Here is a 17,006-nt window from a genome sequence, read left to right as displayed (position 1 = left end):
CCTGTTACCGAGCAAGCGTCGGTGACTCGACTTGCCAAGCAAAGGTTCTTTTTGATACGTTAAATAGAATACAACTTTTCAGCAAAAAAAGCAAGTCTAAGCAAATTGTTTTTCAAAATAATCCAGTGCTTGCTGTTTATCTTGATTGATTTGCTCCACTAAGGCATCAATACCTGAGAACTTTTGCTCATCACGTATCTTCTGATGCCATTCGACAATGACCAGTTTTCCGTATATATCTTGATTAAAGTCAAAGATATGAACCTCAACCGTTGGTTTTGCCGCTTTTTGATTATTAAAAGTTGGTTTATAGCCAAGATTGCAGACTCCATTGTGCCATTTTCCGTCTACTAATAGTCGTACTGCATAAACTCCTGTTGGAGGCAGAATAAATTCCTCAAATACATCCACATTGGCAGTAGGAAAACCAATCGTCCGGCCGCGCTTATCCCCATGACCGACGACTCCGCTTGAAGTGTAATACCGCCCTAATAATAGGGGAACAGCGTCTACTTTTCCTTGAAGTAGAAAAGTACGAATCAAAGTGGAACTAACCTTCTCCCCATTGACAGCCAACTTAGGGACAATTGTATATTCAAATTGTTCACGCGAATGGAACTGGATGGTTTCCATCGTCCCTTTGCCCATTTTTCCGTATGTATAATCAAAACCGGCAACAACGTGCTTCACATTTAATTGAATGATATAATCGTCGATAAACTCCTGTGGCAAGAGGTTTGCAAATTCTCGTGTAAAATGAACAATATACAAACGGTCTACACCCATATTTTCGATTACTCTGATTTTTTCTTCGATGGGAGTAATGTATTCAACATGTTGAACCTTTTTGCCGAGAACAACGGAAGGATGGGGATCGAACGTCATAACAGCACTTTTCATCCCTTTTTCTTTCGCAATTTTGATTGCTTCCTTCATCACTTCTTGGTGACCAAGATGAACGCCATCGAAATATCCTAAAGCCATTACTTGTGGCGAGAAATCTTCGCTTTTATATAAATGTGGGTGATTCAATTTAATTAATTCCACTGTGCATACTCACCTTTTCTGACAAAGCCTTGGGTCTAAAACTCGTTTCTTAGTACTTTATCGGGCTTCAGTAGCCCCGGTTTACGAGGGTGCTTGCGATAGATAGCTATAACCATTCCATTGGCTAATTGCACCGCGATAGGCCCTTCTTCATCCGCTAGATGGGACGGAATCTCCAATAAAGCACCATTTTTCACTTTCTCTGCTACTTTACCACTTATTTCATATTTCGGCAAATGAGAAATCCCTGCTTCTAAAGGCTTTAATGCTTCCTCTACTTTTCCATCCTCAGCTAGCTTTTCAATTTCAGCTAGCGTATAACAATCCGCCAATGTCATCGTCGAAGATTGAATCCGCTGGAGCCAAGACATATGAGCTGGGTAGCCTAAAATCTCTCCAATTGTAACGGCAAGTGTTCGCACATAGGTCCCTTTGCTGCAGCTGACCCGGAAACGAAAAGAGATGGTTTCTCCTTCAAAAACTTCACGCTCATCAAGCAGTTCAAGTTTATAGATTCGAACCTGGCGCGTCGGTCTCTCCACTTCAATTCCTTGTCTTGCATATTCATACAATCGCTTCCCATTTACTTTTACCGCTGAAAACATTGGAGGAGTTTGACTGATTTCTCCTGTTAATTGCTGCAGAACATCCAAGATTTCAGCTCTCGTAATACTTCGATCAACGTTTCTTTTGTTAACAACCTCACCTGAGGCATCTTCTGTTGTTGTTGAAAAACCAATCGTAACTTCACCTTCATACGCCTTACCTGCATCCGTAATATACTCTGCAACTTTAGTTGCCCGACCAATACAAATAGGCAAAACCCCTGTCACATCCGGATCTAACGTTCCCGTGTGACCAATTCGTTTCATTTTTAAAATTTTTCGCAAGCGAAAAACACAGTCGTGTGATGTCATTCCCGCTTGTTTCATCAATGGTAATATTCCTTCCATCTTTCCTCCTAATTATTTAAGGCTATTTTTTGTAAAAATTATTGTTAACATCCTCAAGCCGGTTATAACGCAAGTTAGTCAGTTCGTAGGCTAAAGTTTAGTTTGCGAGCTCTTCTTCTCCTTACGAAGCTAGTTTCTGTTATAACCGAGCTCATTGTGCGTACTTTTCTCTTCAAAAACAGAAAAGGGATCTTAAGAATTTATTAAAGCATTTAAAAAATGGATAGACACAGTGTCTATCCATTTTTCTATGTTAATTTTCCCGTTCTTTTTCATCATTATTGGAATGAACTTGGTGAAGAAGCGTATCAATCCGGTTCCCATATTCAAGAGATGGATCAAATTCAAAACTAATTTCAGGCGTTTTGCGAAGTCTAATTCGTTGCCCAATTTCGGTCCGAATAAACCCTTTCGCTTTTGCTAACGCCTTTAAGGTGTTTTCTTTTTGTGCTTCGTCTCCTAAAACGGAAATAAAAACCTTCGCTTGCTGAAGATCACCGGTTACCTCAACATCCGTCACCGTAACAAAACCAATACGGGGATCCTTGATTTTACGGCCGATAATGTCACCAAGCTCTTTCTTCATTTGTTCTCCAACTCGATTTACCCTATGGCCCATGTTCGATCACCTCATCAAATTAAAGCCATTCAATGTCTGTAATGGTTCGTTCTATCTCTGGAAACGAATCGATCATTTGAAGGGCATTTTGTAATTCTCTCTCTGTTGATGTTTTAGCGGACGAAACCGTTACAATCGCTATCTTCGTCCGCTGCCACATATCTTGAAAATCCACTTCTGAAACAGAAACATTAAATTTTTGTTTCAGCCTAGAGATTATTCGTTGTAAAACCGCTCGTTTCTCCTTTAACGAGTGGGCATCGTAGATCAAGCATTCGCAAGAAGCGAGCCCTACAATCATTAACGTTCCACTTCTTCCATGATATATGCTTCGATGACGTCGCCTTCCTTCACATCATTGAAGTTTTTAATGGTAATTCCACACTCATATCCTTGTGCTACTTCTTTTGCATCATCTTTGAAGCGTTTGAGTGCATCAATTTCCCCTTCAAAAATAACAATACCATCACGAATTAAGCGGACACCACTATCACGCGTAATTTTACCGTCTGTGACATAAGAACCTGCAATGGTACCAATTTTTGATACTTTGAACGTTTGACGAACCTCTGCTTGACCAATTATTTTCTCTTGGTAAACAGGATCCAACATTCCTTTCATCGCTGATTCAATTTCTTCGATTACTTTATAAATAATTCGGTGTAAACGGATATCGACTTCTTCCGTTTCTGCAGCACGTTTTGCATTGTTATCAGGACGAACGTTGAAACCAATGACAATCGCATTTGAAGCAGCGGCTAAGGTAATGTCTGATTCATTAATGGCACCAACGCCTGTATGAATAATACGAACATTAATTCCTTCGACATCTAATTTTTGAAGAGCAGCTGCAACAGCTTCAACAGAACCTTGAACATCAGCCTTTACAATGAGATTTAAATCTTTCATTTCTCCTTGTTTCAAATGTTCAAACAAGTTATCGAGGCTAATCTTTTGTTTCTCAGAGCGATGCGCTTGGAGAGCTTGACTCGCACGTGCTTCCCCAACCTGACGAGCTGTTTTTTCATCTTCAAATACTACAAAACGGTCTCCCGCAAGAGGTACATCATTTAGACCAGTGATTTCAACAGGAGTGGATGGTCCTACTTCTTTCACACGGCGTCCTAAGTCGTTCACCATTGCACGAACACGTCCGAATGTATTTCCAACAACAATTGGATCTCCTACTTTTAGAGTACCATTTTGAACAAGTAATGTCGCTACAGAACCGCGACCTTTATCCAATTGCGCTTCAATCACTGTACCAACTGCTGGACGTTTCGGATTCGCTTTATATTCTTCTACTTCACTTACAAGGAGAATCATTTCAAGTAAACTGTCAATGCCTTCCCCTTTAAGAGCTGAGATTGGGACAAAAATGGTGTCTCCACCCCAAGTTTCTGGGACTAGACCATGTTCCGTTAATTCTTGCATAACACGGTCAGGATTTGCACTCTCTTTATCCATCTTATTAACAGCAACGATAATTGGTACATTGGCAGCCTTCGCATGATTGATCGCCTCAATCGTTTGTGGCATGACACCATCATCTGCTGCAACGACGAGAATTGTAATATCTGTGATTTTTGCTCCACGTGCACGCATGGTTGTAAAAGCAGCGTGACCTGGTGTATCTAAGAAAGTAATCTTCTTGCCATTCTCTTCAACTTGATAAGCACCGATATGCTGGGTAATTCCCCCTGCCTCACCTGCGGTAACCTTTGTATGACGGATAGAATCGAGCGTCGTTGTTTTCCCGTGGTCAACGTGTCCCATGATCGTTACAACTGGAGGACGTTCCTGTAGAAGGTCTTCTGTGTCCTCTGTGAAGTACACCTCTAGGTCTGTTGTATCTACTAGGATTTCTTCTTCTACTTCAACTCCATAATCCGTACAGATTAATTCAATTGCATCTTTATCTAAGTCTTGGTTAATGGTTGCCATTACTCCAAGCATAAACAACTTCTTGATGATTTCCGACGGCTCACGGTGGATCTTCTTCGCTAGTTCGCCAACGGTTAAAGATTCACTGAATGTAATTTTTGCTGGAAGCTCTTTCTCTTTCTTCACTTGCGGCGGTTGAGTAGCGTGGGTTTGATTTTGTTTTCCACGGTTGTTTTGTTTACCACGATTTTGATTGTTGTTGCGCTTGTTGTTGCGGTTATTATTGCCACCGAACTTTCCGCCTTGCCCTTGAGGGCGATTTCCTTGTGATTTTTGCTGACCTTGGCCAGCTGGTCGCTGTTGTCCCTGGCCAGACTTTTGTTGTCCTTGACCTTGTGGGCGCTGTTGTCCCTGACCAGATTTTTGTTGTCCCTGACCTTGCGGGCGCTGTTGTTGTCCCTGGCCAGATTTTTGTTGTCCCTGACCTTGTGGGCGCTGATTACCTTGACCTGAATTTTGTTGTCCCTGGCCAGATTGACCTTGGGAAGACCGTTGGTTTTGTTGTTGTTTTGACTGAGGTTGTTTTTCTGTTTTATTAAAAATAGCGTCTAATCTCCTCACCGTATCCGTTTCAATAGCCGTCATATGGTTTGAAACTTCTATATTCATTTCTTTTAATTTTGTAATAACGTCTTTACTCGATACATTATGCTTTTTGGCATATTCGTACACGCGCGTTTTACTCATATATTTTCACCCCCGCTAGAATTAATCGAGCAACGTCAATAATTTCTTTGCAAACCCATTGTCCAATAGGGCTACAACCACACGGGCGTCTTTCCCAATCGCTTGGCCGAGCTTATACCGGTCATCGACCAGCTTATATGGAACATGATAGGAATTACATTTATCTGTAATTTTTTTGTGAGTATTGGAAGAGGCGTCCTTTGACAAAAGAACTAATTTTGCCTTTCCGTTTCTAATTTCTTTTACGGTTAGCTCTTCCCCAGAAATAATTTTGCGTGCTCGATTGGCTAAGCCAAGCAATGACATCCACTGATCATTCATCAGATTGGTCGTTTCTCCTTTTCGATAAGGTCTAGAAGCTCATCATAAATGGAATCCTCTATGTTCGCTTCCAACTGTTTAGAAAGAATGTTCTTCTTCTTCGCTAACAGAATGGTATCTTTCTCTTTTGTTAGATAAGCACCTCTGCCAGATTTCTTTCCAGTCGGGTCAATGGATACTTCTCCTTCTTTTGAGCGAATAATCCGGATGAGTTCTTTTTTCGGCCTCATTTCACCAGTAGCGACACATTTGCGCATTGGAATTTTTTTTCGGCTGTTCATGCTCATCCACCTCTTCCCTTAATCTATCTCTTCATCAAAATACTCATCTTCGACATAACCTTCTAAAAGCGCTCCGTCTTCACGAGGATAGATTCCAGCTTCACGTGCATCTGTTTCCGACTTAATATCAATCTTCCAGCCAGTTAACTTTGCCGCCAATCTTGCATTTTGACCGCGCTTCCCGATGGCAAGGGAAAGTTGATAGTCAGGAACCACAACTGTTGTTGCTTTGTCTTCTTCGTTGACAATAACATCAAGCACTTTTGAAGGGCTTAAAGCATTTGCTACAAATACAACCGGATCTTCAGACCATTTAACAATATCAATTTTTTCACCTTTTAGCTCGTTTACCACAGCTTGAACACGTGTTCCTTTTGGACCAACACATGAACCCACTGGATCGACCTCAGGATTGTCTGAGTGAACAGAAATTTTTGAACGATCGCCCGCTTCACGTGCAACAGATTTGATTTCCACTGTTCCGTCATAAATTTCTGGCACTTCAATTTCAAATAATCTCTTTAATAAACCAGGATGTGTTCGGGAAACAAAGATTTGTGGACCCTTTGTTGTTTTCTCTACTTTTGTAAGGAAAACCTTAATCCGATCATGCGGTTTATATTGTTCATTCGGCATTTGCTCATTCACTGGCAGAATCGCTTCAATCTTTCCAAGACTTACGTAAATGAACTTCGCATCTTGTCTCTGGACAATCCCAGTCATAATATCTTCTTCGCGGTCGATAAACTCGGAATAAATAATTCCTCGTTCCGCTTCACGCACTCGCTGTGTGACAACTTGTTTCGCTGTTTGAGCAGCTATGCGGCCAAAGTCCTTTGGCGTTACTTCTAATTCGACTACGTCTTCTACTGCATAGTTTGGATTAAGTCGTTGTGCTTCTTCAAGGGAGATTTCCAAACGTGGATCAAAAACCTCATCCACAACCTCTTTTCTAGCAAACACACGCATTGAACCGTTCTCTAGGTTCAAATCAATCCGCACATTTTGAGCTTGGTTAAAATTACGGCGGTATGCTGAGACCAATGCAGCTTCAATCGCATCAATCAACACATCCCTTGAAATGCCCTTTTCCTTTTCAAGCACAATCAGAGCATCCAACAATTCACTGCTCATGAGATCCATATCCCCCTTTAAATTCTTACATTTATATTTTTTATAAGGCTGTTCATTACTTCCAATATTTGTTTACGAAAATGTGACGGCTAAACGTGCACTAGCAATTTTGTCAAATGGGATCGTAACTTCCTTTTTGCGAGTCTTGATCTTGACCTCAATGGTTACCACATCGCCATCAAATGCTGCCAAAGTCCCTTCAAATGTCTTTTCACCATCAATAGGTTCATAAGTTTTAATAAAGACATTTTTCCCAATGGACTTTTGATAATCTTGCGTTTTTTTGAGCGGACGTTCTGCCCCTGGCGATGAAACCTCTAGGAAATAGTTGTGAGGAATCGGATCAAGTTCATCTAGTTTTTCACTCAGACGTTCACTCACAACTCCGCATTCTTCAATATCGACGCCGTTCTCTTTGTCTATGTAAATTCGTAGAAACCAGTTCTTACCTTCTTTTACATATTCTATATCGACTAATTCTAAGTCCAAGTTGGTTAATATTGGTGTCAATAATTCCTCGACAACTTCTGTCACTTTGCTCATTTTCATATCCCTCCTTTTGGAATGGGCTCTCTTCGTTTTCTTCTGTAAATACATCCCGAAAAGGGCATAACAAACACGAAAGAGTGGGTTTCCCCACTCTTATCTGCCAGAGTTATCCTTAGTATTTCCAATAAAAATATAACATAACCAGAATTTTAATGCAAACAGAATAGGCTTTTCATGGCAGCTTTCACTTGACAATCGCTTCTTTTCACGATACCAATTTTTGACCTTTTTTTAAAAAAAGAGTGACTTATTTCAGCTCAACGAACGAAATAAGTCACTCTTTATCCATTAAAATAATGATAACTGATTCTGATCTGGAAGAGCCTCTAAGCAGCCATGGTTATCAAGAAACTCGATAATTGTTTTTGAAACCTTCCCTCGCTGTTGAAGGTCTTCTTTTGATAAGAATTCACCTTGTTCACGAGCCTTTACAATATTAATCGCCGCATTGGTTCCTAGTCCAGGAATCGCATTGAAAGGCGGGATTAAAGAATCCCCATCAATAATAAAATCAGTTGCACTTGAACGGTAAAGATCAACCTTTTTAAAGGAATACCCTCGTTCACACATTTCCAAAGCCAATTCTAGTACCGTCAACAAACTCTTTTCTTTTGGAGCTGCATCTAGCCCCTTCGCATTGATTTCTTCTACTTTCGCGCGAATCGTTTCTGAACCGCGCACCATCGCATCGACATCAAAGTCCTCCGCACGAACAGTAAAGTACGCTGCATAATAAAGAAGCGGATGATGGACTTTAAAGTAAGCAATTCTGACAGCCATTAGGACGTAAGCTGCAGCGTGCGCCTTTGGAAACATGTATTTTATCTTTTTACAAGAATCAATGTACCATTCTGGCACTTTGTTGTTCCGCATCTCTTCTTCCATTTCATCGGTTAGGCCTTTCCCTTTACGAACCGACTCCATGATTTTAAAAGCGAAAGACGGCTCAAGCCCCTGATAAATCAGGTAAACCATGATGTCATCACGACAACCAATTACTTCACTTAACGTACATACATTGTTATGAATCAACTCTTGTGCATTCCCAAGCCAAACATCCGTCCCATGGGACAGTCCAGAGATTTGGACAAGCTCTGAGAATGTCGTTGGTTTTGTGTCCTCAAGCATCTGACGAACGAATCTTGTTCCAAACTCAGGGATCCCAAGCGTTCCTGTTTTACACATAATTTGATCCTGTGTTACACCAAGAGATTCTGTATTGCTAAAGATCTTCATAACCTCTGGATCATCTGTCGGAATTGTTTTCGGGTCAATCCCGCTTAAGTCTTGGAGCATCCTGATAACGGTCGGGTCATCGTGTCCAAGAATATCAAGTTTCAAAACATTATCGTGAATGGAATGGAAGTCAAAATGCGTTGTCCGCCATTCACTTGTTAACGAGTCCGCAGGAAATTGGATTGGGGAGAAATCAAACACATCCATATAATCTGGGATAACAATAATTCCCCCTGGATGCTGTCCGGTTGTCCGTTTAACACCGGTACACCCTGCAACCAATCGGTCTGTTTCCGCTCCACGCATGTGAAGGTTGTTATCATTTTGATAACCTCTTACATACCCATAAGCTGTCTTTTCAGCGACGGTACCAATTGTTCCGGCTCGATACACATTATCTTCACCAAACAATACTTTCGTGTAGTCATGGGCACGTGGCTGATATTCTCCGGAGAAATATGGCAATAGGTAAGCCTTTGATGTTATCTCTAGCTTTTCCCCTGCCCCACACCGTACGTGACCCTTTCGGTGTCATACGGCGCTCCATCGTCTTTATATTTACGATAATTTAAATCACTAACGCTTGGAATCCTACAACCTTGCGTAGTGTATTGAGTTTCTTTAATGCTTTGGCGTCTAATGTATGGACATGATGTGATTTAATAGGGTCTTTCATCGGATACTTTGTATGGATAAGCATATGAAAGTCTTTCTTTATAATGACTAAATTGTCGTACTCATCGGTACCGCCCATCTTTGTAGGCTGGATATGGTGACATATACAATTGATTGGCATTAGCCGTTCGCCTGTAATGTAGCACCTTCCTTTTTGTGCGACATATTTACTTATCCGATTGTTTTCGTACAAAGTAGATTTAGATGAGTAATTCCCTTTTCTTAAATGTTCAATTTCTACTGAGTCACATGTATTAGCTCTTTATGAATTCTTTGGCGGTCTTCTTTGGCGTAAATCGTAAATTCCGGGTCTCTTTGTCCTCGTATTTGATGCCGTACCGATTCAAATGGTAGTACAAGCAATCCATTACTTTTAAATCGTTTGTAATTGAAGTCATTATAGAACTTATCAATTACAGCATTCTTTTCTGTTGTTGGATTAAAAATATTCCGTTTCAACAAAGTTTTAATTTTAAAGTGTATGGTATGCCGTATATCATTAAAATCCGAAGACACCCTCGTGGCAATTTTATAGTAATTATGAATGCCTAAAGTAAACGAGTTGAGGTCAAGAACTTTGTTAGGATTAGGGCTCTTCCGTAGTCGACTTAGTTTATGTTGATAAACCTTCGTCAACTTTTCTTTTGCCTTCGGAGATATATGAATTCACTATATATCCCGTCTTCGCTGTCCCTTTACGCACTGCTCGAAAACGCACGCCGAGAAAATCTGTTCCGTTCTTTCGAAGGTTTGTGATTTTACTCTTTTCAGGGCTCACCTCCAAGCCTAACCGTTCTTTCAACCATTTTGTTACAGCAATAAATAGCTTGCGAGCATTTTCATAAGAGTTTGTAAAGATTTTAAAGTCATCAGCATAGCGGACGATATAACAAGGCTTAAGCCTCGTTTTCTTTAAGGCATCGGTTCGATTCCTTTTCAGTTTATAGTCCACTCTTGTTGGCTTGGTTTCCCATTGATTCGATATCCACCAATCCAGCTCGTTCAAAACGATGTTTGCTAGGAGCGGTGATAAAATCCCGCCTTGTGGAGTCCCTTTTTCAGGTATTCTCTCGCCTTCAATCTCAGCTTTTAACATTTTGTTTATAATGGTAAGAACCTTTTTATCTCTTATTCCAATCGCCCAAAGCTGTTTGCTCAACTTTTTATGATTTACGTTATCAAAGAACCCTTTAATATCTACGTCGACTACATAATGCTGGTGACTATGATTGACCATATGGTAACACCTTGCTAACGCATCGTGCGTATTTCGATGTGGTCTGAACCCATAGCTTGACGGATGAAATTTTGCCTCAACGATAGGCTCAATAATCTGTAGAATCATCTGTTGGATAAGTCTATCTTCTATCGTCGGTATTCCAAGAGGACGTTTATCTCCATTTGGCTTTGGAATCATCACTCGCCTGACCATTTCTGGTTTGTAGTCTAGTAGCTTCCGCCGAACCATTCTAATGAGCTTTTCTTTATTCATCCTGTTTAGATGTTTAATGGTGTGACCGTTTGTACCTTTTGTTTTGCTTCCAGTATTGCTTTTTATATTTCGAAAAGCGAGAAGAATATTTTCTTCTGTGATGATTAAATCGTAGAGCTTGTTAAAATACCTTCCCCTTTTACTTTCAGCGTACAAATGGTCAAATGTTTCTTGAACATTGAAGTATTCGTTATTTCTTAACTTTTGAACCATTAAGTCAGCCAACTAATCACCTCCAAAAAAGGCTTTCGTTTCTATTTAGTCATACAAGAATACTGACGTGTGTAGGATTTGTATCGTAAAAGACGACTTAAGCCCTTCCCTCAGAACTGTTTTTCCCTCGGACCTATTCGGTATATTCGGTCGTCGCAGGCAATTCCTACAAACGGTACTACGGCTTTACTGCCACTTCGGCAAACCTTCATTATACTCAATCTTGAGCTTTTTGAAGAACGACTTTCAATCGGTGTGTAATCACCTCAAGTCTCCGAAGCTTCCCACGTTCCGTTAACTCTATCTATACATACTTCCGTAGGTTTCCTCTAAACTCCGTCTAGCTTGATAGCTCCTGAAAAGCTATATGGATTTTCATAACCTAACGTTTACTCATCCACACTAGAAAGTCCTATTGGACCCCTAAGCATTTCTACTTAGTGACATTCACGAAGAGTCAGTCGAGGATTCGTCCAGATAACTCTATCCATTCTAACCATAGAAGTTTTGTAGACACCCGGCCTATCATTTACAACCCTATTGGGTTTTTCCTCACCATATGTGTTAGGGTAAACTTCAGCCGACTTTAGCGGGCTCCAAACGAGTTCAACTATTTACATTGTCTCCTTCGCTTGCCGCAGATTCAGTGAGTGTGTTTCAAGGCGTTACCCTATCATTCCACACTTTAAGTTAACAGTTCTCCTAGCATTAATTACTAGTGACCAATCTTTTAAATTGATAACGTGGCGCACTCAAATCTATATCTGGTACCTTGTCCCCTTTGAAACCAAGGAAGGTTTCAAACGGAATATCGTGACCGTCTTTTTTATAAGGTATGCCGCAGTTCGGACAATCCTTGTCTGGAAGATCGAAACCTGAACCAACGGAACCGTCATCAAAGAACTCCGATTTCTTACAGGTTGGACACACATAATGTGGCGGTAAAGGATTTACCTCGGTAATTTCAGTCATTGTTGCAACGAAAGAGGAACCGACGGATCCCCGTGAACCAACTAGATATCCATCATCTAGTGATTTTTTAACGAGCTTATGAGAGATCAAGTAAATAACGGCAAAGCCATTTTCAATGATACTTTTTAATTCTTTTTCAAGGCGTGCTTCAACGATTTCCGGGAGTTCTTCCCCATAAATACTCTTTGCCATTGTGTAGCTCATATGGCGCATCTCTTCGTCTGCACCCTCAATTTTCGGCGTATATAAGTCATCCTTAATTGGCTTAATATTGTCAATCATATCCGCAACCTTATTCGGGTTTGTTACGACAATTTCTTTTGCCTTTTCCTTTCCTAAAAACGAAAATTCAGCGAGCATTTCATTCGTTGTTCGGAAATGGACATCTGGAAGTCGATGACGGTTAAGTGGGTTCGCACCACCTTGAGAATTAACAAGGATTTTGCGATAAATTTTATCATTCTCATTCAAATAATGAACATTTCCCGTTGCTACAACTGGTAAATTCAATTTTTCACCGAGTTTTACGACGTTGGAGATGATATGTTCAAGCGAGCGTTCATCACGAACAAGCTCAAGCTCAATTAAGTGAGAATAAACTGGCTTCGGCATAACCTCTAAATAATCATAAAACTGTGCGGCTTCTTCCGCTTCTTCCATTGACTTTTGCATCATGGTCTCAAAGACTTCGCCTTTATCACAGGCTGAGCCTACTAAAATACCTTCTCGATATTTCTGCAAAACAGACCTTGGGATTCGTGGGACTCGATGGAAATAATTAATATGAGAAATCGAAACCAGCTTAAACAAGTTTTTTAACCCTATCTCGGTTTGCGCTAATAAGGTAATATGATGCGGCCTTGCCCGCTTATAAGCCCCACCTTGCCCCATATAATCATTCAGTTGGTCATGATATTCAATGCCTTTTTCAAGAGCTTCTTTCAGCATTTTAATCAAAATATACCCTGTTGCCTCGGCATCATAAATGGCACGGTGATGTTGTGTGAGTTCAACATCTAATTTCTTTGCCAAGGTATTTAGTCGGTGGTTTTTCATCTCAGGGAAAAGGAAACGACCTAATTCCAAAGTATCAATTACCGGATTTGGCAGCTTACCGATGCCAAGTTTTTTATAGCCAGTATTTAAGAAACCCATATCAAATGACGCGTTATGTGCGACTAATACGGAATCTCCTATCCAGTCATAAAACTTTCGAAGAACATCATCTACTTCTGGTGCATTCTCGACCATATCATCGGTAATCCCTGTCAGTTCGACAATCGTTGCTGATAACCGGCGGTGCGGATTGGCAAAGGACTCAAAGCGGTCGACAATATCCCCATTTTGGACTTTTACTGCAGCCAGTTCAATAATGGTATCGTAAACGGCTGAGAGACCGGTGGTTTCGACATCAAATACGATAAAGGTGTCATCCGCAAGTAAGCGATGAGCCGAATTATAAGCGATTGGAACGCCATCATCAACCAGGTTAGCTTCTACGCCATAGAGGATTTTGATATCATTTTTCTTACCTGCCCCAAATGCTTCAGGGAAAGATTGAGCTACAGCATGGTCTGTGATAGCAATGGCCTTGTGTCCCCATTTTTTCGCTTGACCAACTAACTCCGCGACACTTGAAACGGCATCCATTTGGCTCATTGGCGTATGCAAGTGAAGCTCAACCCGCTTCTCTCCTTCTGGTGCAGTATCTTGACGTAATTTCGGACGAATTTCCTGTACGTCGTTACCAATCATAACTAGGTCGCGAACAAAGGTATCGTTTTGAATGCTTCCTCTTGCCTTTAGCCACATGCCTTTTTTAACTCGTTGGAATACCGCTGCATCTTCTTTATCGCGGGAAAACATCTTAACCATAATGGAGCTTGTATAGTCCGTAATTTTAAAAGTCAACAATGTTCGTCCACTGCGAAGTTCTTTTGTTTCTGCATGGAATACATAGCCTTCCACGGTTACTTTCCGTTCCTCATCCACAATTTCTTCTAGACGACGGAAATCCGTATCATCCTTAATTGTAAGACCAATCGAAATCGGCCCCTCCGGAACTGCCACATCCGAATCTTTCTCGGCTTCTTTCTTCTGCATTTCCACCATTGCCATAAGAGCACGTTCTTGGTCTTCTTTTTCCTTAGCCTTTCGGAACTCTTCATACTCGTTGTTCGAGGCATTTTCCGAAATTTCCGTATCGATTGAAAGTGTTGGAAACCCATATGTTTGAAAGATTTCTGCCAACATACCAGAATATTTTTTCTTAATGGCCATTCCTTCCATATCGTTACGGACATTTAACACAATCTTGTTCCCTTGAACTCTAGGTAATTGCTCATTTAATACCTTTAAAAGCGGCGGTGCAATCCCATCGATTTCTTGAACACACTGTGGCCAATACTCATGAATGACTTGCTCCGTAAAAGACTGATCAAGAACGTTAATCGTCGCGGCCACTTTCGCGATATGGGAGAAGCTTCTCTCCAATTGTGCTGTAAACCGACTCATTAAGCTACATGGAATGATTCGGTCAAACTGAAAATAAAAATGCCATTTCTTTTGCTTTTTCTCCACGACTACTCGTTCAATCAAAGCATTTTTGAAATGTTCGACCATACTATCTTCTGTTAGCCCCAGCTGCTGCAAAAGCACCTGAAAGCTTTCTTTCTTTTTAGAGGAAAGATCCGACATTGTTTCCCTCCTTATCGTTTAAATAAAATAAAACTACCATCAAAGGGTATTCCTATGAATGGGTAGTTTGGTTACTAGTATTTTAGTGCGCTTATTTATTTTTTTAGCAAAGGTAATTATAACATAAAAATAGACTAGGATTGATTACATCGCTCTAGAAAAGTGAAGGAAATGATTAGAAACACACTAGACTGTCACTATCAACTTCTTCCCTTGTAAAAACGGATAAAGCTATTCCTATATGTGAATTACACAAACTTGGTACGCTGCGTTAAATAGTTACCGCGTTGCTTTTGGAAGACATTGAATCGATTTGAGAACACTAGATTTGCCTTGCATTCCCTTTCCCCAGACATCAAACAGATTTGGGGACGCTAGATTGGCCTTGAGTTCCTTTTTAGCGGTGATAGCACAAAAAAGGAATAGACCTCCTCGCATCCGAGGAGGTCCATCCTTTTATAGTGACTTCATAATCGATTTAATCGTGCTCTGAAGCTCGTCCACATGGACTTCATGCATGTCCCCTGTTTTACGGACTTTCACCTCAACAATGCCTTCGGAAGCTTTCTTACCGACAGTAATACGAATTGGTAATCCGATTAAGTCTGAATCTGCGAATTTTACTCCCGGACGCTCTTGACGATCATCAAATAATACATCGAAGCGCGCTGCCTTAAGCTTAGTATATAACTCATTAGATAAGTTTGCTTGAGCTTCATCTTTCAAATTGACAGCAATTAAATGGACATCAAATGGAGCAAGAGTAGTTGGCCACACAAGGCCTCGCTCATCATTGAATTGTTCAACGACAGCAGCCACCGTACGTGAAACCCCAATTCCGTAACAGCCCATGATCATTGGCTGTGTTCTGCCATTCTCATCCAGATAAGTGGCGCCCATTGCTTCACTGTATCTTGTGCCTAATTTGAAGACATGACCAACTTCAATCCCTTTCGCAAACAAGATTGTACCTTGTCCATCTGGTGAAGGATCTCCTTCTTGAATGAAGCGAAGGTCTGCATATTGGCTGACCGTGAAGTCACGCTCTGGGTTCACATTTACAAAATGGTAATTTTCTTCATTTGCCCCGCAAACACCATTGACGATTGCTGCAACCGCATGGTCAGCAACCACTTCAACATCGTTTGCGACTTCAATTGGCCCAAGGGAACCTACAGCACAGCCTAAAGCCGTTTTTGTTTCCTCAGCATCTGCAAGTTCAACTATTGCTGCGCCGAGAAGGTTTTTAAGTTTAATATCATTTACTTCGTGATCGCCACGGACTAATACCAATACATAGCGATCATCGACTTTAAATAACATTGATTTAATACAGTCGCTTGCTTTGACTTGGAGGAAGTCAGCTACTTCTTCAATCGACTTTTTGTTTTCCGTTAACACTTTTTCCATTTCCTTCGCTGCTTCTGCTTTTTTCGTATACTCCATAACTACTGGTGCCATTTCAATATTGGCTGCATAGTTGGACGTGTCAGAATACGCGATCGTATCTTCCCCAACATCGGAAAGAACCATAAACTCATGGGTATCTTTTCCGCCCATCGCACCTGAATCAGCGATAACAGCACGGAAATCTAGCCCACAGCGAGAGAAGATATTATTGTAGGCTTCGAACAGGCGTTCATATACCTGATCTAAACTTTCCTGTGAAGCATGGAATGAGTATGCATCCTTCATGATAAATTCACGTCCACGCAATACGCCAAAGCGTGGGCGCTTTTCATCGCGGAACTTTGTTTGAATTTGATAAAGGGATAATGGAAGGCGCTTATATGATTTTACTTCATCGCGAATAAGACTTGTAATCACTTCTTCATGCGTCGCCCCAAGAGCAAACTCGCGGTCATGACGATCCTTTAAACGCATTAGTTCTGGTCCGTATGTGTACCAGCGTCCTGATTCTTGCCATAATTCAGCTTGTTGAAGTGCTGGCATTAATAATTCAACCGCCCCAGCTTGATCCATTTCCTCACGAATAATGGTTTCTACCTTTTGTAGAACTTTTCGAGCCAGTGGCAAATACGAATAAACCCCACTTGCATTTTGGCGAATATATCCTGCTCGTAAAAGCAGTTGGTGGCTCTTGATTTCCGCATCAGCTGGTACTTCTCGTAGTGTAGGAATTAAGGTCATACTTTGTTTCATTTGTATTTACTCCTCATCTAATG

At 40.9% G+C, this 17,006-nt stretch carries 12 protein-coding genes and 2 pseudogenes; all 14 read right to left on the bottom strand.

Annotated features, from left to right (window positions below; all coding sequences use genetic code 11):
- Positions 1-96: 96 nt before the first annotated feature.
- Positions 97-1,047, bottom strand: coding sequence for a bifunctional riboflavin kinase/FAD synthetase (gene ribF, locus M3182_RS15770; RefSeq protein ID WP_251425869.1), 951 nt, complete (start codon positions 1,045-1,047; stop codon positions 97-99).
- 35 nt (positions 1,048-1,082) lie between these two features.
- Positions 1,083-2,000, bottom strand: coding sequence for a tRNA pseudouridine(55) synthase TruB (truB, locus tag M3182_RS15765; protein ID WP_251558899.1), 918 nt, complete (start codon positions 1,998-2,000; stop codon positions 1,083-1,085).
- A 253-nt stretch (positions 2,001-2,253) separates the two neighbouring features.
- Positions 2,254-2,619 carry a 30S ribosome-binding factor RbfA gene (gene rbfA / locus M3182_RS15760; protein WP_251425864.1) on the bottom strand — a complete coding sequence of 122 codons (366 nt, stop codon included), beginning with the start codon at positions 2,617-2,619 and terminating at the stop codon, positions 2,254-2,256.
- A 19-nt stretch (positions 2,620-2,638) separates the two neighbouring features.
- A complete protein-coding gene (locus M3182_RS15755; protein ID WP_251425862.1) occupies positions 2,639-2,920 on the bottom strand; it encodes a DUF503 domain-containing protein in 282 nt (93 codons plus the stop codon).
- Entirely contained in the window at positions 2,920-5,250 is a 2,331-nt protein-coding gene (gene infB, locus M3182_RS15750; protein WP_251558897.1) for a translation initiation factor IF-2, read from the bottom strand. The genes M3182_RS15755 and infB overlap by 1 nt, the downstream gene beginning before the upstream one ends.
- A 21-nt stretch (positions 5,251-5,271) precedes the next feature.
- Positions 5,272-5,571, bottom strand: coding sequence for a YlxQ family RNA-binding protein (locus M3182_RS15745; RefSeq protein ID WP_432806563.1), 300 nt, complete (start codon positions 5,569-5,571; stop codon positions 5,272-5,274).
- The gene (rnpM, locus tag M3182_RS15740; RefSeq protein ID WP_251558896.1) at positions 5,571-5,852 is read right to left on the bottom strand and encodes an RNase P modulator RnpM; all 282 of its coding nucleotides are present in this window, start codon (positions 5,850-5,852) and stop codon (positions 5,571-5,573) included. Before rnpM ends, M3182_RS15745 begins: the two co-directional genes overlap by 1 nt.
- A gap of 18 nt (positions 5,853-5,870) precedes the next feature.
- Entirely contained in the window at positions 5,871-6,986 is a 1,116-nt protein-coding gene (gene nusA / locus M3182_RS15735; RefSeq protein ID WP_251425856.1) for a transcription termination factor NusA, read from the bottom strand.
- Positions 6,987-7,058: 72 nt separating this feature from the next.
- Positions 7,059-7,529 (bottom strand): ribosome maturation factor RimP, encoded by a 471-nt coding sequence (rimP, locus tag M3182_RS15730; protein WP_251425854.1) that lies wholly within the window; start codon positions 7,527-7,529, stop codon positions 7,059-7,061.
- 294 nt (positions 7,530-7,823) lie between these two features.
- Positions 7,824-9,227, bottom strand: a pseudogene (locus M3182_RS15725) (PolC-type DNA polymerase III); the annotation flags it as partial.
- A gap of 112 nt (positions 9,228-9,339) precedes the next feature.
- Positions 9,340-9,567, bottom strand: coding sequence for a hypothetical protein (locus tag M3182_RS15720; protein WP_251558894.1), 228 nt, complete (start codon positions 9,565-9,567; stop codon positions 9,340-9,342).
- A 492-nt stretch (positions 9,568-10,059) separates the two neighbouring features.
- Positions 10,060-11,163 carry a group II intron reverse transcriptase/maturase gene (gene ltrA, locus M3182_RS15715; RefSeq protein ID WP_251558892.1) on the bottom strand — a complete coding sequence of 368 codons (1,104 nt, stop codon included), beginning with the start codon at positions 11,161-11,163 and terminating at the stop codon, positions 10,060-10,062.
- A 738-nt stretch (positions 11,164-11,901) separates the two neighbouring features.
- Positions 11,902-14,820, bottom strand: a pseudogene (locus M3182_RS15710) (PolC-type DNA polymerase III); the annotation flags it as partial.
- Between the two features lie 456 nt (positions 14,821-15,276).
- Positions 15,277-16,983, bottom strand: coding sequence for a proline--tRNA ligase (locus tag M3182_RS15705; protein WP_251558890.1), 1,707 nt, complete (start codon positions 16,981-16,983; stop codon positions 15,277-15,279).
- Between the last annotated feature and the right edge of the window lie 23 nt (positions 16,984-17,006).

This window comes from Mesobacillus maritimus (assembly GCF_023715205.1).
Classification (GTDB): domain Bacteria; phylum Bacillota; class Bacilli; order Bacillales; family Cytobacillaceae; genus Mesobacillus_B; species Mesobacillus_B maritimus_C.
Note: the sequence above shows the minus strand (reverse complement) of the source record. Positions and strands in the feature narration are given on the sequence as shown.